Raw genomic sequence first — 21,017 nt, 5'->3', positions numbered from 1 at the left:
TGCAGGGAGAGAAGCATATGCTGAGAGTGCATAAGCGCATTGATGTCACTACGGCCGCCCCACAATTGGGAGACAGGGTCGAAATGGCCGTCACGCTGACATTGCCCGATCCGTCCGCGATGCCGGACCGGCCCGTCGCGATCTTCGCCTGTCCGGGCGGCGGATATTCGCGCCATTATTTCATGATGCGCTTCGAGGGTCATGAAGGCTATGACGAGGCGGAATGGCAAGCGCGGCACGGCCTGATCCACGTCGCCATCGACCATGTGGGCGTCGGGGAAAGCAGCATCCCGGACCTCTCCAGCATCGATTTCCAGACGATGGCGGCGACCCATGACGCCTGCGTGCGGCAGGTTGCCGCTTCCCTGCGCGACGGCACGGCGGCGGAGGGTTTTCCCGGCTTGCCGTCGCTCTTCCTGGTGGGCATGGGACAGTCCATGGGCGGCGGCGTCAGCATATTGACGCAGGGCCGCTTCGCCACCTTCGACGCGATTGCGCCTTTCGGCGTCAGCGCGATCCACACCGCCTTGCCCCAGCGCGACAAGGCCGCTTTCGAACATGGCATGCGCCGCTTCGACAAGGTGGCGAGTGGGGAAGTCACAAGCCATCTGGACCACGACCATGAGGGCGTCGATTATGTCTACCCCTTCCACTGGGAAGATGTGCCCGCCGACATATTGGAGGAGGATATGAAGGGCGGATACCCGATCCGGCAGACCGCTCCGATATTCGGCAGCCTCACCATCCCGCATTGCGCGGTGCGGATGATGCTGCCCGGCGTCTTCGCGGAAGATGCGGCGCGTGTCGCGGTGCCGGTGCTGGTCGGGGATGGCGAGCGGGATACCTGCCCCGAGCCTTATCGCGAGCCGTCGGCCTATTCCGCTTCCCGCGACGTCTCGCTCTTCATCGTGCCGCGCATGGCGCACATGCACAATTTCGCTTCCACCCGCGCCATATTGTGGCAGCGCCTTAATGACTGGTCGCGCATGGTCGCCGCTGCGGAAGGCCTGCACTGAAACATGCGATAGGCCCCGGCATCCCCCTGCGCCGGGGATGCCGGAAGAATATCCTACCAGCGCCTGCGCATCTGGAGCCCCAGATTGCGCTTGCGCAGGGCAGCCTCGCGCTCATCCGGCGTCACTTTGGGCGTGTCGGCGGGCAGGTGGCTGGCGATTTCGGAAAGCGGCACTTTCCTGATCGTCGGCATCGGATAGCTGTCCGCGCCATGCCAGCGCCCCACCAGCATGCCCCGCCTGTGACCGCCGCTGTCGAGCCAATTGGCGATGCCCGGGTCTTCCAACGCGATCACGGCGCGGAACTTGCCGTCGCTGTCCAGCTTCGCCTGCATCGCGTTCAGGCTGCTCTGGCGATAGCCGAACTCGATCTGGTTCCAGAGTTCGTCGTTAAGCTGCACATTCCAATATTTGCAGTTCTCGGGCAATTCCGTCTCGATGATCAGCGCTTCGCCCGGCTGATAGTCATAGATGCACCGGAAATATTTTTGCGGCCATTCGCCGCTGTTTCCCAGATCTTCGAAGCCCGACAATTCCATGACGTTCAGGCCAAGATCATGGATGACCTTGTTCTGATAGCCGATGCAGATGCGCGAGAAACGCTCGACGAACCCGCCCATGATCGCGTCGAGCCGCGCAGCGATCTGTTCCTGCGTCAGACGGGGTTTCAGTGGCGGTTTGTCCAGCCGTTCGATGGCGAAGCGCGCATCCACGTCGACGCCCCAGTCATAGGCAAACTGGCGGATCATGATGTCGCCCGCCTGAGGATCGAGATAACGCCAGTCGCCGGTCCAGTCCTTGGGCCTTTCCGCGCTGAATATCACCTCGAAATAGCCGTCCTTGTCCAGCGTCAGGCCATCGGCATCATAATTGTTGAAGCCGGGTTTGGGGTCTTGCGTGCCGAACATGCCGCGGCCGACGGCGAAACCCATCACCTTGTTGGTGCCGCGATAGCCGCTGATCTTGTAGACGCCGTCGCCGCTGACCGGCGCGATGTGGTAAATGGCGTCAGGATTGGGTTGCAGCAGGAAGATGCTGTTTTCGAACGGCATCCAGTCGGGATGTTCAGGCGTCGACTGGAAATACCAGACATAGGATTGCGCGATGTTCATCACCAGTTGTCGATAAAGCTCGGCGCGGATCTGGCCATCCTCGGGAAAGCCGGTCATGGCGTTGAGCGCCCCTGCCGGTTTCAACAGGTCGGCATAGGCGCTCCAGTCCCTGAGCGCGGCGGCAGGCGCGGCGCTGCTGTTCATGGCCGCGCCCGATGCGGATGCCGGCAGCAGGCCGCCGACCGTTGTGCAGAGCGCGGCGCCCAGAAGGCCCCGGCGTGACAGTGCAAAGTCCTTCGCGTCCTCATCCGGCACTCTCCTTCTCCATATCGTCATTTCCTCGGGCGGCCGGGCGCCGCCCGACGGGCTGATGTCAGCTTCCGTGCCTGCGTCCGCCCGACACTTCGATCCCGCGCCCAGTGATCATCGATGCCTCGTCGCTCGACAGGAAGAGCACCGCATTGGCGATTTCGCGGGGATCGACCGCGCGGCGGATCACCTGATTCTCGCCCGCAATCTCCGCCTGCTCCTCGGCGGTGAACATGGATGCGATCTGCGGCGTCGCGGTCAGCCCCGGAAGCACGCTGTTCACGCGGATATTGTCGTCCGCATAGGCGCAGCTCGCATGATGGCTGAGATGGATGACCCCCGCCTTCGCCGCGGCATAGGAGCAGGGCGCGGACGGCGTGTAGAGCCGCGCCGCCATGGATGCGGTATTGACGATGGTGCCGCCGCCATTGGCCTTCATCACCGGGATTTCATATTTCATCGCCAGAAAGGTGCTGGTCAGCGAAATGCTGATCGTCCAGTTCCAATCCTCCAGGCTCATCTCCTCGATGCTGCCGGGGCGCGACATGCCGATATTGTTGAAGGCGTGGGCGATGGGACCATGCGCCTCGTTGGCGGCGGCGATCGCGGCCTTCACCGACGCCTCGTCCGTGGCGTCGGTGGCGACGAACAGGGCGGTGCCGCCCTTGGCCCGGATGGCGTCGCGCACGGCTTCGCCCCTGGCCGGGGCCAGTTCGGCAATCGCCACCTTCGCGCCTTCCTCGGCAAAGGCATGCGCCGTCGCTTCACCAATGCCCGATCCGGCGCCGGTGATGAAAACCGATCGCCCCTCGAAACGCCGCCTGTCGCCCATCCTGAATCTCCTGCCGATTGTTTATCCGTCAATGTGCCGGCCGGTCGGTCAGGCGGCCGATGTCCTGCCCGTCCATGTCCGCCCAGAAACGCGCCCAACTGTCGAAATCCTGAGGAAGATCAGGCGGATTGTCATGCCCGGCCCAACCGGTGAAGGGGGCCGCCGGCCGTTCCTGCCAATCGGCCGAATACCAGTGTTTTTCCCGTCGCCGGACGAAGAACCACTCGCCATCCCGCCGTTCATATGTGTCGAAATAAGCGATCGCCATGACCACCCATTTGCCCTGGTCCTCATGCTCGGCGCGGCAATAGACCACGCCATGCGCATGATCGGCATCGTCAAATTCGACCCGGTGCCCGCAAATCTGGTGGACGGACCGATAGAAAGTCCTGACCGCGGGCGTGATGATGGACTTGAGCACATCGCGCCCGCTGCCGCGCGCCCCACAATAGACGTCAGGGATGAACAGATCGACCCAGGCGTCCATATCCCGGCTGTCCACTGCGATCGCGTAACGGATTGGAAGCTGCTGGATCGCCGCCAGCGATTCCAGCCGGTCGATCCGCGCCTCCAGTTCGTTCATGCCAGCCGCTCCAGATTGGCGGGGTCGAACGGCAGGAAGGGTTCGTCCCGCTTTGCCTTGCCGAACCAGTCCGGATCGTTGAGGATCGCCCGGCCGACGCCGACCAGATCGAACTCGCCCTTTTCGAACCGTTCGATCAGCAGCGGCAGATTGTTCACCGACTGCTGGCTGTCGTCGATATGCCTGGCCTTGCCCTTGGCCTTGTCCAGCGCGACGCCGCCCACGGTCATGGACGCCTTGCCGGTCAGCTTCTTCGCCCAGCCCGCCAGATTGAGCGGCGATCCGTCGAAAATCGGCGTGTCGAAATAGCGCTGGCTGGCATCGAACAGGTCGACCCCCGCATCGGCCAGCGGCCCGAGCAACGCGCCAAGGCCATCCGGCGTATCCGCCAGCATGGCGCGGTAATCCTGCATCTTGAATTGGGAAAAGCGCAGCACGATCGGCATATCCTCGCCAATCTCCGCCCGGATCGCCTTCACCACCGCCACGCCGAAGGCGGCGCGTTCGCCCCATCGGTCTTCGCGCCGGTTGGTATAGTCCCACAGGAAGCTGTCGATCAGATAGCCATGCGCGCCATGGATGGCGATGCCGTCCACGCCCAGCGCCACCGCATTGCGAGCCGCCTGGCGGTAGGCGGCGATGATGTCGGCAATATCGCTTTCGCTCATCGGCGGCACAGGCGCCAAGCTCTCCACCCGTCCCTCCTCACGGAAGGAGATGATGCCGTCCGGCGGACCCCAGATGCCCGACGGCCGCATCGGATTGCCGGTGCCGGTGCCGGCATATTCGACATTCCACATCGGCCCCTGATGCCAGAGCTGGGGAATGATCCGCCCGCCCGCATCATGCACGACATCGACCAGCTTGCGCCAGCCGGCCAGCGCCTCGACCCCGTCGATGCGCGGTATGTCCGGATGATCGGCCGCCGCATAATGCGGCAGCGCAACCCCTTCCGTCAGGATTGCGCCCAGCCCCGTTGCGGCGCGGCGACCATAATAGCTCGCCACGTCATCGGTCGGCACGCCCAGCGGCGAGCGGTAACGGGTCATTGGCGCCATCACCACCCGGTTCGGCAGGGTCAGGCCACGCAGAGTTAGAGGGCTGAGCAGAGGATCGATCAGGCTCATCATTTCCCCCTGAACAGGGGTTTGCGCTTCTCGATGAAGGCGGCCCGCTTCTCGGCGGTGTCGGCGGTCGACTGACTCATGAAGATGGCGCGGTTCTCCATTTCGATCGCCGCTTCCAGGCTGGGCGCGTCGACATTGAACTGGAGCGAGCTTTTGGTGAGGGCGATGCCGATCGGGCTGTTGACCATCACCGCCTCCGCCAGCTTGAGCGCCTCCTCCATCAGCGCATCGTCGTCGACGCAGCGCAGGATGAGGCCGATCCGTTCGGCTTCCTCGGCCATCACGGGGCGGCCCGTCAACATCAGCTCGGCGGCGCGCTGCAATCCGACCAGGCGCGGCAGCAGGTAGGAAAAGCCCATTTCATGGCCCGTCCCCGCATTGTGGAAGGCGTTGACGAACTTGGCGGAGCGCGCCGCGATGGTCATGTCGGCGGCGATTGCGATCGGATAGCCTGCGCCCGCTGTCACGCCGTTCACCGCGCAGATCACAGGCTGCGGCAGGGCGCGCATCAGCAGCGGAATCTGGCCCAGCCTGGCCATGACCCGCTGCTGGAACTGCGCCTTGCCCAACTCTTCGGCCACCCAATCGGGCTTGCCTGCGCCGCGAATATCATGACCCGCGCAGAAGCCCCGCCCCGCGCCCGTCAGCAGGACGACCCGCACATCATGATCGTAGCGCACGGCCTCCAGATGGCCGATCAGTTCGGCATACATGGCATAGGTCAGTGAATTGAGCGCATCGGGCCGGTTCAGCGTCAGTCGGCAGACGCCCTCGACCGGCATGTCGCGCAAGATGTCGCCCATCTGGCTCCCGTCCTTTTCTTTCATTCCGCGTGGCTGTGGACCATAGTCGACCAAAAGACGGGGGTCGCGGAACCCCTGACAGCCTTCCGCGCAGAGCATATCATGGTTGTGAACAGGCGTGCCCCGATCTTGTCATCATGCCTGCCGATGGCATGGGAAAAGGGTATTTCAGCAAGGTGATCCATGGCCAGACTGCCCCTTGAAAAGATCCGCGTGCTTGACCTGACCCGCGTGCTGGCGGGGCCGTTCGGATCGCAGGTGCTGGCCGACATGGGCGCCGACGTGATCAAGATCGAACGGCCGGTCGTGGGCGACGACGCCCGCATCTTCGGGGAGCCTTATCTGCGCGATGCGGAAGGCAGGCCGACGCGGGAAAACGCCTTCTACATGTCGGTCAACCGCAACAAGCGGTCGGTCGCGCTCAACATCGCCAGCGCCAGGGGGCAGGAACTGGTCCGCGAACTGGTCAAGTCCTGCGACGTGGTGATGGAAAATTACAAGGTCGGTGATCTCAAGCGCTATGGCCTCGACTATGAAAGCCTGAAGGCCGTCAATCCCCGCATCATCTATTGCTCCGTCACTGGCTATGGACAGGACGGGCCGCTGGCGACCAAGCCCGGCTATGACGCGGTGTTTCAGGGCGAATGCGGCCTGATGAGCGTGACCGGCGTGCCGGAGGGCAAGCCTGGCGCGGGGCCGATGAAGGTCGGCCCCAGCATCATCGACCTGTTCACCGGGCTGAACGTCGCCAATGCCATATTGGCGGCCCTCTATCATCGCGACGCGGTGGGCGGCGAGGGTCAGTATATCGACGTCGCCCTGCTCGATTGCGGCGTGTCGGCGCTGTCGCATTATGCGCAGATCTACCTGACGTCGGGCGAAGTGCCGGTCCGGCGGGGCACGCAGGGCAATGGCGGCATGCCGACCAGCATGTTCCCGTGCAGCGACGGCGCGATCATGATCACGTCGGGCAACGACAAGCAATATGTCGCGCTGTGCGATGCGGTCGGCCATCCTGAATTGAAGGACGATCCGCGCTTCTACACCAATGTCGAGCGGGTGAAGAATCGCGACGAGATCACCGAAGTGTTCAACGCGATCTTCCAGACGAACAGCGTCGATTACTGGCTGGAGAAGCTCGGGGCCGCCGGCATCCCCAGCGGGCCGATCAACGATCTGGAGCAGGTGTTCGCCTATCCACAGGCGGTCCATCGGGGCCTGCGCGTGCGCGCTCCGCATCCGCTGAAGCCCGATCTGGACGTGATCCGCAGCCCGCTGAACTTCTCGGAAACGCCGATCACCGACTATCGCGCCCCGCCGATGCTGGGGGAACATACGCGCGACGTGCTGGCGCAGGAACTGGGGCTGGACACGGCGGCGCTTGACGGGCTGGCCGAAGACGGGATCATCTGAAACAGATTGCGCGGGGGCCCATTTTTGAACGAGCCCCCCGCCCAGATCCCTCAGATGCAGATCCCTCGGATGCAAATCCGTCAGATATAGCCGTGCCGGGCGCGATAGGCGGCGAAGCGTTCCTCCAGCCCTTCCCGCGTCAGGCCGAAATCCTCCGGCCTGTGCTTGGGGCCCTTGCTCGGCTTGTGAGGATGCGCGTCCAGCCAGGCCTGCATCGCGCCCTCCGTCTCGGCCGTCAGCGTCAGGCCTAGCTGGTTGTAGATGGAGCGGATCGAAGCCATTTGGTCACGGGTGAAGTCGCGGAACTCGACGTCGATGAACGTCGCGTCGCTCTTTTCGCGCACCGACTCGGCGCGTTCCAATGCCTGCGCCCACATCTCCGCCTCGCGCCGCCCGACATCGGCGCGATCCGCCTTGTCGCCGCAAAAGGCCCGGCGCGCCGAGAAGATGAGATTGCTGACCGAAGGCGTCGAATCCACCGGGTCGCGATGCGTCTGGATGATCTTCGCATCGGGAAAGACGTTCAGCACCTCCTGCAAGGAAAAGAGGTCCGTCGGGTTCTTGAGCAGCCAGCGGCGATCGTCCCCCGCGCCGATCAGGCGCAGCACATCGGCCAGCCAGCGATAGCTGTCAGTGTCGTCGCGCCCGCGATACCAGCGGTCATAGCGGGGGGCGTCCCACATGGACGGCCACATGTTGCTGGCAAAGCTGGCGCCCAGGATGAACAGGGATTCCTCGATCCCCTCCGCCGTCATCATATGGTCGTCGGCGGATTCCGGCGACGCCGCCAGATAGGCGTCCAGCGACGCCTTCTCCGTCCGATATTCGGCGATACCGTCCCACGTCTCCCGCGGCGGGCGCGGCATGGGATAGACGGTCAGCCAATGTTCCGGCCCCTGGAACTGCGGATCGAGCGACATCAGCAGGTGCAGCGCCGTCGTGCCCGAACGGACGAGACCGGCGATGATGATCGGCTCCCTGATCGGCTGCTCCAGCACCTCCGGTCGTTCCTTCAACCCCTTGACCGCCAGGGCGCGGGTATCGAGCGACTGGCCGATGCGCCATGCGGTCGCCTGCACGCACGCGGGATCAAGGTCGAGCGCGCGTATGTCCGACAGCAGCAGGCCCAGCCCCTCGCGAAAGCCGGCGTCGCCAAAATCGTCAAGGCCCGTGCGCGCCGTCGAGGCAGCCAGCAGGGCGTCGAGGGTCAATATCCGCTGGTCCTGGACAATGGTTTCCGTGCTCATCAGGCCGCGCTCCACGGATCGACATGAATCTTTGTTTCGTTTGCCCCGGCGCGCAGTTGCTCGAACAGGTCGGGGAAGGCGTCCAGGCCGACCGTCCGCGACACCATCAGGCGCGGCTCGACATGCCCGGCGTCCAGCGCATTGGCGCTATGTTCGAATTCCCTGAGATCATAGGCGAACGAGAATTTGATCGTGACCTGCTTCCATGTGGCGAGCGAAGGCAGAATCGGGTCGGGCGAGGTGCAGAAACCCAGCGAGACGACCGTTCCGCCGGGCGCGACCAGTTCGACCGCTTTCTGCGTCATGCCGACCGCGCCAACGCATTCCAGCACGATGTCGGGCATGCCGCCCAGCGCGGCCGAAACGCGTTCCGCTTCGCCTTCGCCCAGCGCCTCGAAGCTGTTCGCGCCCATCTGCAACGCAAGATCGGCGCGCCGTGACGAACGGGAAATGGCCACGATCTTCCCCGCCCCCAGCAACCGCGCCCAATAGATGGCAGCGAGGCCGATGGACCCGGCGCCCAGCACCGCGACCTTCGCGCCCGGCGGCATCTGCGCGAGCCGTATGCCGCGCAGACCCACGGCGAGAGGCTCGATCAGAGCACCGTCAGCGGGCGTCAGCGTGTCGGGCAGCACGATCGAACTTGTCGCCGCGATCCGCATATATTCGCCAAAACCGCCGACAAGACCCTGCATCTGCGCGCAAGCCATGGGATAACCGGCCAGGCAGGGCGCGCAGCGGCCGCAGCCCGCCACGGGCATGGCGGTGACGAACTGACCGACCTTGAGATTGTCGACGCCCTTGCCCAGCGCGACGACCTCCCCGCAATATTCATGGCCGATCACGCTGTTGACGGGGAAATCATTGCCATGGCCGGAGGTCATGTGGAGGTCCGTGCCGCACACGCCGCAGCGCGTGACCTTGATGACCGCTTCGCCCTCGCCGGGCTGGGGATCGTCCACGGTCTCCACGACCAGCGGCGTCCCCGCGCCCTTGAATAACGCTGCCCTCATCTCTCTCTCCTCATTCTCATACCGTGTCGTTAAAGCTACTATTCAGTACCTAAACTGACAAGGCGGCGGCACTGGAACGGTCGGCCTGCGGCCGAACCTGCCCGTAGCGGCAAGAGGTGTGAAGATCGGCGGCGAGTGATCGCAAACATGATGTCCGGAACGGTCGGCGGCATAAGCGCTTTCCGATCGCGCCAAGCCGGTTCAAAGGGGATCACCATGGTCCATGTCACCTTCATCACCCCTGCCGGGGTCGCGACCACGCTGGACGGCGATGTCGGCCAGTCGGTGATGGACATCGGCAAGCGGGCGGGCGTCGAGAATATCATCGGGGAATGCGGCGGCAGCGCCGCCTGCGCGACCTGCCATGTTCATGTCGATCCCGCGTGGATCGATCGGGTCGGTCCTCCATCCGCCGACGAATGGGACATGCTCGATTTCGCCCATGGCAAGCGGGCGGATTCGCGCCTTTCCTGCCAGATTCGTCTGCGCGCGGCGCTGGATGGCCTCATCGTGCATACGCCGGAACGGCAGGGCTGAGGCGCAACGGCGCGCCCGGCAAGAAACGTCAGCCCAGCGCCCTGAGCGCGGCGATGGCGGCCGCCTCCCCATCGATGTCCCGCAGCTTCGGCATCAGTTCCGCCTCGACAAGGCGGCCCCAGCCGATTGTCCGCAGCGCCGCCATGATCGGCGCAAAGTCGATCACGCCCGCACCGGGTTGAACGCGGCCTGGCATGTCAGCGATCTGCACAGCGGCGAGAATATCCGCCTGCGCCACAATCGCCGCCGCCATGTCCTCGCCGGCGCAATGGCAATGGCAGCTATCGAGGATCAGCCCCACGCCTGCCCACCGGGCGATAGCGCCGATGTCGGCCAGGCGCTCGACCAGGGCCAGGGGCACACGCTCCCCGCTGACCATCTCCACCGCCAGCGCCACGCCCCGCTCCGCCGCCAGCTTCGTGGCGGCAGCGAAATTCTCCGTCGCCCGCGCTAGCTGTTCCGCCAACGGTGCGCCGCAATCCAGCAGGACCGCGTTGATGCAGCCACCGCCCACATGCTCCGCTGCCGTCAGGCTGGACGCCATGGCCGCTTCCATATCGGTGATCGGCGCGCCCCAGAAGAAGGGCGGCTCCATCCCCAGAACATTATGGGTGAAGCTGCCCATCTCCATCCCATGGTCGCGCAACGCCACACCCATGCGCCGCTGAACCTCCGGCGTGCGGGCTTTCAGACCATTGTCGGTGATGCCGGCAAAGCCCAGCCGAGCGGCGCAATTTATCTGAGCGACCGGATCGACCGAGCCGGCCGTTGCGGCCAGCAACGGCGCGTCGGGATCGGCTATGCCAAGATGCGCCGCATACCGCATGAGCTGCGCCGTCAGCTTCCGGCCCAGCGCTCAAGCGCGGCATCCGCATCCGTACCCAGGGGCGGGTTTACATCGCCAATCCTGCCCGGCGTCTCCGACAGGCGCGGCGCGGGCGCGGCCAATGCCAGATCGCCCAACGCTTCATCCGCCACATGGATCAGGCTCCCGCGAGCGCGCATATGAGGATCGGCCAGCATATCGTCCAGGCTGTTGACCGGCGTCACCGGAATACGCCGGGCGACGAGCTGCTCCACCAGCGCAGCCTGCGGCACGGTGGCGATCCAGGCGGCGACGCAGGCATCCTGGTCGTCCCCCTGCCCGCCCGCCAGCGCCAGCAGATCGGCGGCATGCCGAGCGGTGCTGGCAGAGATAGCGACATATCTTTCGTCGGAGGTTCGATAGACGTTGCGCAGTACGCCGGGCAGTCGCGACCCGCAACGTTCGGGTGAGCGGCCCGGCTCCCATCTTTGCGCCGCATGGGCGACGATCTGCAATATCGGTTCGTAGAGGCTGGCGTCCACCTGTTGCCCCCGTCCGCTGCGGTCGCGCCAATAAAGGGCAGAGAGCGTGCCGATCACCGCGCTCATCGCGCCCACGGCGTCACCCAAGGCTACGGAAGGGAGCATCGGCGGACCGTCTTCCGTCCCCGTCAGGAAGGTCAGGCCGCCAAAGCCTTCACCGATCGTGCCCGATCCAGGCCGGCCCTGATAAGGACCGGTGGCGCCGAAGCAGGACACGGAAAGCATGACAAGCCGGGGATTGACCGCCGACAGGACTTCCCAGCCAATGCCCCGCCTCTCCAGTACGGCGGCGGGATAATTTTCCACCAGCACGTCGGCTTGCGCCGCCAGCGCCTTGAGCCGATCGATCCCCTCTTCCGAACGCAAGTCCAGCGCCAGGCAACGCTTCCCCCGCGCGACCAGCGGCCACATCTTGCTGTCGCGGAACAGGTCGCCTTCCGGCGGCTCGATCTTCAGCACATCGGCGCCGAAATCGGCCATGATCGTCGCCGCAAGCGGCGCGGCATAGAGCGACGCCATGTCGATGACCTTCAGCCCCGCCAGCGCGCCGGGCGGGATGGCGCCTTTCCCCGGTTCCTCCATCCGTCAATATGCTCCCGTTTCCCGCGCTTCGCCGGCCAGGAAACTTTCCCGCAGCCTGCGCTTCAAGATCTTTCCCGTTTCCTCGCGCGGCAAGCTGGCGCCGACGACCAGATGACGCGGAATCTTGTAGCCGGCGATGCGTCCGCGCAGGAACGCTGTCACCTCATCGGGGATCAGCGCCTCGTCGCTCTGGAGATACGCGACCAGCACTTCACCATATTCGGCGTCCGGCACGCCGAAGACAGCGCAATCGGATACCGCGGGATGCTCCAGCAAGGCAGCCTCCACCTCCGCCGGATAGATGTTGACCCCGCCGGACAACACCATGTCCGCGCGCCGGTCGCACAGGAACAGATAGCCTTCTTCGTCCAGCCAGCCCATGTCGCCGCAGGTAATAAGGCCGTCATATTCGACGGCGGCGCGCTTTTCCGGATCGCCGTGAAAAGTGAAATCGGGCGTGCCGTGGATGCGCAGGTAGACGTCGCCCGTTCGCCCCGCCTCTGTCCATTGGCCGTCGTCGCCACGAATACGGACTTCACCAGTCAGGACAGGTCGGCCGACGCTGCCGGGTCGAGCCAGCCATTCCCGAGGACTGATCTTCGTGACGACGCCGGTTTCGGTCGATCCATAGGTTTCATACAGGACCGGCCCCCACCAGTTCAGCATCGCCCTCTTTACTTCCGGCGCGCAAGGCGCGCCCGAATGGACGACGTGACGAAGGGTGGAGAGATCATATCGGCGCTTCACCTCTTCGGGGAGGCGCAGCAGCCTGACAAAAAGCGTGGGCACCAGCGCGCCATGGGTCACATGATGCTGCTCGATGAGCCGCAGGCACTCCTCCGGATCGAAGCGCTCCATCACCACCACCGTGCCCCCGGCGGCGAAAGTCGCCATCAGGATCGCCTGGCTGAAGAGATGATAGAGCGGTCCCGTCACCAGCGCGACATTGCCGGGCGCCGTGTCATGGATGACCGCCAGCACACGGGCGCGCTGCGCCGATTCCTCGCCTGTCGCGGGCAGGCGCCTGACCGCCTTGGGCTTGCCCGTGGTGCCCGACGTGTAGACCATGGAGGAACCGAGACCGTTGCCATGGCCCTCATGGGGTTCATGGGCAGCGATCCAGTCGTCATAATCCGGCTGCTCGCCCGTACCGCCGACGGCGATCACGCGCAGGCCTTCGGGAATATGGGCGCCCAGCCCGTCCAGCAGGTCGGCATGGCCGATCAGCAGCCGGGGCGTCGCGTCGCGCAGCACATAGCCGATCTCCGTCGGGTGCCAGTGCCAGTTGATCGGCACGCCATAGGCGTCGAGCCTGCGCACGGCCAGATTGGCTTCCAGCACGGCAAAGTCGTTGCGCAGCAACAGCGCCACCGCATCGCCCGCGCCGACGCCTGCCGCCGCCATCGCGCTCGCCAGCCGCGCCGCCCGGTCGAGCAGTTCGGCGCGTCCGCGAATGCGATCGCCGACGATCACATCGCCGCTCATGCCGTCTCGACGGGCCGGGTCACGGTGAGGCAGGTGCCCCAGCTATGCAGCATCGCGGCGTGCAGGCCGCCTTCCCCTCCCGCGACCATGACCAGCACATCGTCGGGCGTCGGCACCAGATGCACGCGCCCGTCGGGCTTGATCCGACCCAGATTGCCGATGGGATCGCGATATTCGGGTCGGAACCAGTCGATCGGCAATGCGCATCTGTCCCAGATATAGGCCTGCACATCCTCGATCCTGGGGTAGGCCTTCGCAATCACCTCCGCCCAGATCGGGTTGATGACGCACAAAGTCTCCGCAAAGGCCGAGGACGGCAGGAAGCCGTTTGCGCCCGGATAGGCCATGGATTTGGCGATCATGTCGAGGAAACCGTCGGCACTGTTCGCCACCACGTCGCAGATATTGGCCGTGCCCATCGCGCCGTAAACGGTGACGGCATCGCCTCCTACGCCGCGACGTTCAGCCAGCGGCGCCCAGGGAGAGCGCTCCTCCCATTCGCCAAAGACGATGCCGGCGACACGCCCCGGCGTGCCATAGACGCTTTGCGAGGTCGAACCGATCGACTGGCCCGCCACATTGCGCATGATCAGACGGATCGCCCGGCCGATGGCCACCGCTGGACCGGCCACTCCGCCCAGGCAACCGGCCTGACAGGGAATGTCCAGCCGGTTGCGGATCGACCCGTTCACGATCATGGCGGGCACCACCGACCCGGTCGTGGCATTGAGGCCGGCCAGGTCGAACCTGGGGTCCGCCATCGCTTCTATCGCCGCGCACAGCAGCGGCATCGCGTCGCCCGTGCAGCCGGCCATGACCGCGTTGATCGCGATCTTCTCCACCGTGCATTCGGCGCGCAGCGACGGCAGCACGGCGATCAACTCGTCCGGAAAGCGTCCGCCCGCGATCAGGAAATCCTGCACCCGCTGCTGCGTCGGCGGGATCAGCGGCAGTCCGTCACCCCAGCCCTGCGCCATGGCGAAATCGTTGAAGGCGACGATGTCATCCTCGACCTCATGCCGCCGACTGCTCAGCCAGTCTGCTTCGCACCCCGAAATTCCGCAGGAACGATCGATAGTGGTTTCGTGCAATGTCATGGACCTGTTCTTTTGGAAGAATGTCGAGAGGATAGGGAAGGATGTGAAGGCGCAGGCCCGACCGGCCGCCCCGTTTCGCCAGATTATGGGCCAGCCCTTCGAAATGCGCAGTCGCCACCGCGATGGTCGGGATGCCGGTGGCTGCCGCGGTCAGTGCGTCCGCGATGGTCCAACTGGTGCAGGACCCGCAATTGCCCAGTCCGACGATGGCCATGTCGCTTTGCGCCAGTAGCGCGCCATAGTCGCGTTCGGCTTGCTCGCCCTCCCGGCCCGTGCGGCCGCAACTGCGCCAGAAGGTCACTTCGGCGCCTTCGGCCCGCAAGCCTTCGGCCCAGATCTCGCTGACCCAGTCCCAGCTACGCCACAGCATATCGATGCGGATGGCGATCTTCTTGCCCCTCAGGACGCCGGCATCCGGACCCGGCTCAGCCAGATCGTGCACCAGCGATGCAGTGGGATCGAGAATGATGGTCATGTCGTTACCTCCGCCATCTTTTTGCATGTTGCATGCAAATTGTCAAATGGGGCATTTCAGAAGCGGTATTTCGGCTCCTCAATGCCCCGAACGCCCGTTTCGATCGCGAAGAGGCCACCGGCATGCCTGCCCAGGGGCTGATCGCCGGGAAGATGGCGGTGCGCCGCGGACGTCAGATAAAGCGTGGCCAGTTTCGGCCCGCCAAAGGCCACCTTGGTCGGTTGCAGAACCGGCACGGCAATCTCCCGGTCCAGCCGTCCGTCCGGCATATAGCGCGCCACCGCGCCCTTCATCAGCAGGCAGACCCAATAGCCGCCCTCCGCATCCACTTCCGCCCCGTCGAAAATCCCGTCGCCGCGATCCCGCTCCGTGAAGACACGGCGGTTGGACGGCGTGCCGGTCGCAATGTCATAGTCGAAGGCATAGACCCGCCCGGCGGGGGAATCCGCCAGATACATGATCCGTCCGTCGGGACTGAAGGCCATGCCGTTGCTGCACGTAATGTCTCCGATCACCTCGGCCAACCCGCCGCCGTCCAGCCGATAGACGGCGGCGCGGCCGGCCACCCCGGTCTGGAAATAGGAAAGGTCGACCGAACCGATCAGATAGCGACCCTGCCGGTCGCACCGGCCGTCATTGAAACGGTGGGTTTTGACGGGATAGGGCGGCGGCGCGGCGACCGGCGCCAACGTGCCGCTGGCCCGGTCGAAATCGAACAGGCCGGTACGCAGCGCCACGACAATCGGCTCGCCCGCGCCGCGCAGCGCAAAGCTGCTGACATGGGCGGGCATCTGCCAGCTTTCATTGCTCCCGCAGGCCGGATCGAAGGCATTGAGCCGGTGCGCCTCCTGATCCACCCAGAACAGCTTCCGCTCCGCCACGGACCAGACCGGGGTTTCGCCCGATTCCGCCTTGATGTCCAGCACGCAGCGCGCCGGGGCGTGACCCTCCTGCATCTTCTTCTCCTTCATCCGGCGCCTGTCAGCTCATGGTGGTTATGCCGAACCCGCTTCCGTTGATGGCTGCGGCCTTTCCTGCCAGGCAGCCATATTCTGTCGTTTCACCGCTTCAGAACAGGCCGGCCTTGCCGCCAGTCCAGGGAATATGCACGAAATAGCGCTCGGTCTGCGCCCAGAGCGTGGGAATCATGGTGGGTTTGCTCAGGTCACGAATCAGGTCGATATTGGCGGCTATGCTTTCAGGGGTGATCGCCGGATCGAACAATCCGTCATTGTCGAAGATCGCCAGCCGCGCGACGCGCCCACCCCCGACGTTGAAGACTTCTCCGCAGAAGTCCAACTGCTCGCTGCTGAGATAGGCGATCAGCGCCGACACCTTCTCCGGCTGGAAATGGGTGCGATACCAGCGCGCCAGATCTTCGTGCGACGTTTCCGTAAGGCGGGAGGCGCCCGTGGGGAAGATGCCGTTCACCAATATATTATGCGGCCGCCCGTCAAAGGCCGCATCATGGGTCAGCCCCAGCAGCCCGGCCTTGCCCGCTGCATAGGGCCCCAGATGTCCCGCGCCCAGAACCGCCGACGACATGACGTTGACGATGCGTCCGAAACCCTGACCGCGCATCAGCGGCCAGACCCGACGCAGCAGCATATAGGGACCGATGAAATTGGTCCGCAGCACGCCCTCTATCTCTTCATCGGTGAAGGCATCGGGCTCACCGATCAGCGATCCGCCGGCATTATTGATCAGAATGTCGACCCGGCCGAAGGCGTCGAGCGCATGTTCGACGATGAGCCGGGCGGACTCGCCGGTGCCGACCATCTCGCCGTCCGCTTCCGCCTCACCTCCCGCAGCGCGGATTTCATCCACAACCGCTTGGGCATGGGAAATGGTGCCGGGCGTCAATGTGGACTGCGCGCCGCCATAGTCGTTGACGATCACCCTCGCCCCCCGCGCGGCGAGCAGAAGGGCATGAGCCCGGCCCATGCCTCGCCCCGCCCCCGTGACGATCGCGACCCGCCCGTCCAACCGAATCATCCCGCTTCCTCTCGCCTGTCCATATACATGCAACATGCAGAGGGACGACGCCGCCATATCCGCGTCCAAAACATCGCCTATCCATTATATGGGGGCGTCCCTGCGGCGGAGCGGTGGCAATAGTCCACATAAGGCGGCCCAGCGCCACGAGCGGGGCCACAACCGGGATCGGCGAATATGGAAGGGTCGCAGCCTCAGTCCTGGCCGGCGGATTGCAACTGGAATGCGCGGGTGCGCTCGATATGCGCCCGCATATGCCGTTCGGCAGCGTCGGGATTGCCGGCTTCGATCGCGTCGATGATCGCCTTGTGATCCCGCAGCACGGCCCGTCCGCTCCAGCCACGGGCGCGAGAGAGCCGGCTGTTGAGTACCCGCAATTGCTGGTCGATCTGCACCAGTTGCCGCGCCAGCCGCATATTGCCCGCACCCTCGCGGATCATGCCGTGAAAGGCGGCGTCGAGTTCGACATGAGCAGCCAGATCGCTTTTCTCCACCACGATCTCATGCTGCGCGAACAACGCCCTAAGCCGGGCAACGCCTTCCGCATCCATGCGCTCGGCCGCACGGCGCACGGTCATGATCTCCAACCCTTCCCGAATGTCGAGCAGATCGAGAATGTCGGGCGTGCCGCCTGCGATCACCGCTACGCCGGTCCTGGCGCGGGGTTCGACCAGCCCTTCCCGCTCCAGCGCGATCAGTCCTTCGCGCGCAGGCGTACGGCTAACCCCCAATTGCCGCGCGATCTCCGGCACGCTCAAATGAGTGCCGGGGGCCAGTGCGCCTGAAAGTATGGCATTGCGCAGCCGCTCGGCAACCATTTCCGTCAGCGCCTCCGGCCGGGTCAGCGGTTCGAAATGCCCAGACGCCTCCAGCTCCCCGTCGGCATATTCATGTTCCTTCTGCATGCAAAGCTCCATGCTCCCAATCGCAGCTGGTTTCAACGCAAACCGGGCCGCCGTGCCAATTGCAGGCATGAGGATATGACCACGGCAATCTTCAGATAGGCGATGGCATGCTGAACGGATCGGATTCATTTTGTTTGCTGCCGGCCGGCATGATAGCGCGCGGGCAAACGATCATGAGGCATATATGAAGTATATTTTTGCTCTTGCGGCTGCCCTGTCCCTTTCCAGCCCGGCGGCCGCGCAGGACGCGCCCGTCATCAAGGCGCGCACGATGGTCAAGACGGCCGATGGCGTCCGCGTCGGCTTCATCGATCGCGTCAATGCGAATGCCGAGGGCGCCCCGACCTCCGTACAGATCATCTACAGGGGCCGCTTCGTGTCGATACCGGCGGCAACCCTGTCCAATGGGGAAAAGGGACTGGTCACCAGCCTGACCGCAGCCGATCTCAACAAGCTCTGACCGGGGCGGAAAATGGCATGGCGCATCATGCGCGTCATGCCATTGCGTTCGGCATCTTATCCCGGCCCGGAAAAGCGCAACCCCTCGTCGGGCGCCAGATGGCGGAGCTGGACGAACTTGCCCGGCTGCCTGCTTGGGATGCCGGCCCCGCCTTCGCTCACCGCTCCGCACCAGGTTCGAAGACCGCGGCGGTCAGATGCTGGCCGCCGTCCGCCAGCACGCGATGGCCCAGGATGAAGCTGGCCTCGTCCGAGACCAGGAACATCGCCGCCCCGCCCACATCCTCCACCGGGTCGGCAAGGCGCGGCATCGCCATATTGGCGATCAGCGTATCGACGCTCTTGCCCTTCTTCGCGCGATAATCCGCAAAGACCGCAATGTCCGGCACCGCCGGCTGGAGGAAATTCACGAGAATGCCATCCTTCCCCCATTCGACGCCTGCCGACCGCGTAAGGCCCGTCAGCGCGAAGTCCATGGTGACGGCATCCGTCACGCCCTCATTCGCCGTCGGACCGTAGATCGAACCCAGGTTGACGATGCGCCCGCCGCCCGCCGCCTTCATGTGCGGATAGACCGCCTGCATCATGTTGAGCGCGCTCAGCAGCACGTCATTGAACGCTGCGGTGAAGTCGGGCGCCGCCTGCCTGTCCGCCAGCCGGTCCCATTTCAGCGCCGCGTGCGCGCCATTCAGCATTATGTCGATCCGGCCATGCGCCCCCACTACCGCATCGGCCAGCGCCCGTGCGGCGTCGGGGTCGGAAAGGTCGGCGCTGCGCGCCTCCGCGCCGGGAATAGGGCGGGCGGCCGCTTGCACCGCTTCGTGATCCTTGTCGACCAGCACCACCTTTGCGCCTTCACGGGCGAAACGGAGGGCGATGCCCCGCGTCACTTCATTGGCCGCGCCGGTAACGATCGCGACCTGCCCTTCGATCAATCCCATCCTGTCCTCCCCGCGCTCAGGCCGTCAGTTCGACGGCCGCCTGGCTGTGCCCCTTGTGGATGTCGGTGCCTTCCTCATGCATCTGGAGCGGCGCGGTCGCCCATACGCCGCCGTCGACACAGAAGACCTGCCCGGTGATGAAGCGGCCATTGTCGCTGCAAAGCCCCAGCACCGCGCCGGCAATGTCGATCTCGCAATCGCCCATGCGACGCATCGGGAATTGGCGCACGCTGGCTTCGGCCATTTCCCTGTTCTGGTCGGCCCAGCTTTTATAGGCCCAACTGTCGCCAGCCGGCGTGATGCAGTTGACAGTGATATTGTCCTTGCCGAATTCTCGTGCGGCGCTGCGCGTCAGTGCTTCATTGGCGGATTTGGTGATGTTGTAATCGCTGGCATAGGGCTGACCCCAGATGTTCCAGTGGCTGGAAAAATAGATCAGCCGCCCGCCGCCAACCTTGCGCATGTGCGGAACCGCCGCGCGGCTGGTCCAGAGCGACTGGTAGAAGCCGGTCATCAGCGTCATGCTGTAATCGCCGTCGGGCTTGTTCTCGATCGACCGGACAGGCGCGATCCCCTGCGCATTGTTGACGACGATGTCGAGCCGCCCGAATCGTTCTGCCGCATTATTGACCAGATCCTCCATCTGTTGCCGGTTGCCGACATTGGCGGCGACGAACTGCGCTCGTTCCGCAGCGCCGGAAAGTTGCGCGATCAGCGCTTCATTCTCCCGATTATTTTCCGGGCTGCGCGAGCAATAGACCACTGCGGCGCCTTCCTTCAGGAAACGCAGCACGATGCCCTGGCCAATGCCTTTCGTGCCGCCCGTGACGACCGCCACCTTGCCGCTCAGTCGCCCATGCGTCTGCATCATTTCCCTCCTCAAGCTGTTTCGATCAGCGGCTTGCCCGCCGTCATGCGCCACATGTCTGCGACTACCGGCAGGTGGATGGTCTGTCCGCCGTCCACCGCCAGCAACTGGCCCGTGATGTAACGGGCCGCGTCTGACAGCAGGAACAGCGCGGCCTGCGCAATATCGTCCGGCCGACCAAGATAAGGCAGCACATTATTGTCCAGTGTCATCTGGAAGAACCGGTCGCCCATATTGCGTGTCGTGGGCGTGTCGATGAAGCCCGGCGCTATCGTGTTGCAGCGGATTCCCCGCTTGCCATAGGCGGTGGCGATCGATTGGCTCAGACTGTGCACCGCCGCCTTCGAAGCCGCATAGGCGGGAACGGTGCCAAGCGACAATAAGCCGGCGGTGGACGAAATATTGACGATCGCCCCGCCGCCGCGCTTCAACATCTGCGGGATACAATATTTGGCGGCCAGCATCGGCCCGCGCAGGTTGACCTCCAGCGCGCGGTTCCAGATGGCGACGTCCATCTCATGAATCTCGCCATCGGCACCGGTCTGATCGAGCGCGTTGTACGACACGGTGTTGTCGAGCAGATCGACACCCCCAAAGCGCGCCACGGTCTCATCGACCATCATCCGGACCTGCGCTTCGTCGCGCATGTCGACCCGTAGCGCCAACGCCTGTCCACCGGCCGCTGCAATGGCCCCCGCCGCGGAGCGTGCATTACCCTCGTCCAGATCGGCAATCACCACCGCCGCGCCTTGCGTAGCGAGCAACTCGGCTGTCGCCTTGCCGATGCCCGATGCGCCGCCCGTCACGACAGCCACCTTGTCCGCCAATATGGGCTGCACGGCTCTCTCCACTCGATGATATTTCACCAAGTTTATTATATGGCCATGAAGACGATCAATATTAAAGGAATTCCATCACGGATGCGAAGTCGAAC

The 21,017-nt window shown here is 64.5% G+C and carries 22 protein-coding genes; 4 read left to right on the top strand and 18 right to left on the bottom strand.

Going from position 1 to position 21,017, the window contains the following annotated elements:
• Positions 1-17: 17 nt before the first annotated feature.
• Positions 18-1,016, top strand: a complete 999-nt coding sequence (locus EGM87_RS20025; protein ID WP_137708982.1) for an alpha/beta fold hydrolase — start codon at positions 18-20, stop codon at positions 1,014-1,016.
• A 53-nt stretch (positions 1,017-1,069) separates the two neighbouring features.
• On the opposite strand, the gene EGM87_RS20020 is transcribed toward EGM87_RS20025, so the two are convergent.
• Genes EGM87_RS20020 through EGM87_RS20000 form a run of 5 tightly spaced genes read right to left on the bottom strand, consistent with a single transcriptional unit; the run spans position 1,070 to position 5,719 of the window.
• On the bottom strand, positions 1,070-2,380 hold the full coding sequence (locus tag EGM87_RS20020; RefSeq protein ID WP_253719212.1) for a DUF1214 domain-containing protein: 1,311 nt from the start codon (positions 2,378-2,380) through the stop codon (positions 1,070-1,072).
• A gap of 58 nt (positions 2,381-2,438) precedes the next feature.
• Entirely contained in the window at positions 2,439-3,206 is a 768-nt protein-coding gene (locus EGM87_RS20015; RefSeq protein ID WP_137708984.1) for an SDR family NAD(P)-dependent oxidoreductase, read from the bottom strand.
• Positions 3,207-3,234: 28 nt separating this feature from the next.
• The gene (locus EGM87_RS20010; RefSeq protein ID WP_099186873.1) at positions 3,235-3,789 is read right to left on the bottom strand and encodes a nuclear transport factor 2 family protein; all 555 of its coding nucleotides are present in this window, start codon (positions 3,787-3,789) and stop codon (positions 3,235-3,237) included.
• Positions 3,786-4,916 carry an NADH:flavin oxidoreductase gene (locus EGM87_RS20005; RefSeq protein WP_025548375.1) on the bottom strand — a complete coding sequence of 377 codons (1,131 nt, stop codon included), beginning with the start codon at positions 4,914-4,916 and terminating at the stop codon, positions 3,786-3,788. The genes EGM87_RS20010 and EGM87_RS20005 overlap by 4 nt, the downstream gene beginning before the upstream one ends.
• A complete protein-coding gene (locus EGM87_RS20000) occupies positions 4,916-5,719 on the bottom strand; it encodes an enoyl-CoA hydratase/isomerase family protein (RefSeq protein WP_137708985.1) in 804 nt (267 codons plus the stop codon). Before EGM87_RS20000 ends, EGM87_RS20005 begins: the two co-directional genes overlap by 1 nt.
• A gap of 183 nt (positions 5,720-5,902) precedes the next feature.
• Between EGM87_RS20000 and EGM87_RS19995 the strand changes: the two genes are divergently transcribed.
• On the top strand, positions 5,903-7,132 hold the full coding sequence (locus EGM87_RS19995; RefSeq protein ID WP_137708986.1) for a CaiB/BaiF CoA transferase family protein: 1,230 nt from the start codon (positions 5,903-5,905) through the stop codon (positions 7,130-7,132).
• 80 nt (positions 7,133-7,212) lie between these two features.
• Here EGM87_RS19995 and EGM87_RS19990 read toward each other — a convergent pair whose 3' ends face one another.
• Together EGM87_RS19990 and EGM87_RS19985 are read right to left on the bottom strand one after the other, a co-directional pair.
• The gene (locus tag EGM87_RS19990) at positions 7,213-8,379 is read right to left on the bottom strand and encodes a sulfotransferase family protein (RefSeq protein WP_137708987.1); all 1,167 of its coding nucleotides are present in this window, start codon (positions 8,377-8,379) and stop codon (positions 7,213-7,215) included.
• Entirely contained in the window at positions 8,379-9,392 is a 1,014-nt protein-coding gene (locus EGM87_RS19985) for an alcohol dehydrogenase catalytic domain-containing protein (protein WP_137708988.1), read from the bottom strand. The genes EGM87_RS19990 and EGM87_RS19985 overlap by 1 nt, the downstream gene beginning before the upstream one ends.
• A 216-nt stretch (positions 9,393-9,608) precedes the next feature.
• Here EGM87_RS19985 and EGM87_RS19980 point away from each other — a divergent pair, with 216 nt between their 5' ends.
• Complete coding sequence (locus EGM87_RS19980; RefSeq protein ID WP_137708989.1) at positions 9,609-9,929, top strand: 2Fe-2S iron-sulfur cluster-binding protein; 321 nt, start codon at positions 9,609-9,611, stop codon at positions 9,927-9,929.
• A 28-nt stretch (positions 9,930-9,957) separates the two neighbouring features.
• Here EGM87_RS19980 and EGM87_RS19975 read toward each other — a convergent pair whose 3' ends face one another.
• The 8 genes from EGM87_RS19975 to EGM87_RS19940 form a co-directional block, all read right to left on the bottom strand.
• Positions 9,958-10,755 carry a sugar phosphate isomerase/epimerase family protein gene (locus tag EGM87_RS19975; protein WP_137708990.1) on the bottom strand — a complete coding sequence of 266 codons (798 nt, stop codon included), beginning with the start codon at positions 10,753-10,755 and terminating at the stop codon, positions 9,958-9,960.
• Between the two features lie 11 nt (positions 10,756-10,766).
• On the bottom strand, positions 10,767-11,858 hold the full coding sequence (locus tag EGM87_RS19970; protein WP_137708991.1) for a CaiB/BaiF CoA transferase family protein: 1,092 nt from the start codon (positions 11,856-11,858) through the stop codon (positions 10,767-10,769).
• Between the two features lie 3 nt (positions 11,859-11,861).
• A complete protein-coding gene (locus EGM87_RS19965; protein ID WP_137708992.1) occupies positions 11,862-13,343 on the bottom strand; it encodes an AMP-binding protein in 1,482 nt (493 codons plus the stop codon).
• Complete coding sequence (locus tag EGM87_RS19960; RefSeq protein WP_253719211.1) at positions 13,340-14,440, bottom strand: hypothetical protein; 1,101 nt, start codon at positions 14,438-14,440, stop codon at positions 13,340-13,342. The genes EGM87_RS19965 and EGM87_RS19960 overlap by 4 nt, the downstream gene beginning before the upstream one ends.
• The gene (locus tag EGM87_RS19955) at positions 14,358-14,915 is read right to left on the bottom strand and encodes a UGSC family (seleno)protein (protein ID WP_137708993.1); all 558 of its coding nucleotides are present in this window, start codon (positions 14,913-14,915) and stop codon (positions 14,358-14,360) included. Before EGM87_RS19955 ends, EGM87_RS19960 begins: the two co-directional genes overlap by 83 nt.
• 56 nt (positions 14,916-14,971) lie before the next feature.
• Positions 14,972-15,871 (bottom strand): SMP-30/gluconolactonase/LRE family protein, encoded by a 900-nt coding sequence (locus EGM87_RS19950; protein WP_137708994.1) that lies wholly within the window; start codon positions 15,869-15,871, stop codon positions 14,972-14,974.
• A 112-nt stretch (positions 15,872-15,983) separates the two neighbouring features.
• A complete protein-coding gene (locus EGM87_RS19945) occupies positions 15,984-16,910 on the bottom strand; it encodes an SDR family NAD(P)-dependent oxidoreductase (protein ID WP_171009955.1) in 927 nt (308 codons plus the stop codon).
• Between the two features lie 194 nt (positions 16,911-17,104).
• On the bottom strand, positions 17,105-17,815 hold the full coding sequence (locus tag EGM87_RS19940; protein WP_082718674.1) for a GntR family transcriptional regulator: 711 nt from the start codon (positions 17,813-17,815) through the stop codon (positions 17,105-17,107).
• A 184-nt stretch (positions 17,816-17,999) separates the two neighbouring features.
• On the opposite strand from EGM87_RS19940, the gene EGM87_RS19935 reads away from it, so the two are divergent.
• Complete coding sequence (locus EGM87_RS19935; RefSeq protein ID WP_061936658.1) at positions 18,000-18,275, top strand: hypothetical protein; 276 nt, start codon at positions 18,000-18,002, stop codon at positions 18,273-18,275.
• Between the two features lie 157 nt (positions 18,276-18,432).
• On the opposite strand, the gene EGM87_RS19930 is transcribed toward EGM87_RS19935, so the two are convergent.
• Genes EGM87_RS19930 through EGM87_RS19920 form a run of 3 tightly spaced genes read right to left on the bottom strand, consistent with a single transcriptional unit; the run spans position 18,433 to position 20,922 of the window.
• Entirely contained in the window at positions 18,433-19,215 is a 783-nt protein-coding gene (locus EGM87_RS19930; RefSeq protein WP_099186863.1) for an SDR family NAD(P)-dependent oxidoreductase, read from the bottom strand.
• 16 nt (positions 19,216-19,231) lie between these two features.
• Entirely contained in the window at positions 19,232-20,086 is an 855-nt protein-coding gene (locus EGM87_RS19925) for an SDR family NAD(P)-dependent oxidoreductase (RefSeq protein ID WP_137708996.1), read from the bottom strand.
• A gap of 8 nt (positions 20,087-20,094) precedes the next feature.
• Positions 20,095-20,922, bottom strand: a complete 828-nt coding sequence (locus EGM87_RS19920; protein WP_171407214.1) for an SDR family NAD(P)-dependent oxidoreductase — start codon at positions 20,920-20,922, stop codon at positions 20,095-20,097.
• Positions 20,923-21,017 lie beyond the last annotated feature (95 nt).

It is taken from the genome of Sphingobium sp. RSMS (genome assembly GCF_005406185.4).
In the GTDB taxonomy this organism is placed as follows: Bacteria; Pseudomonadota; Alphaproteobacteria; order Sphingomonadales; family Sphingomonadaceae; genus Sphingobium; species Sphingobium fuliginis.
This window is presented reverse-complemented; position numbering and strand designations above follow the sequence as displayed.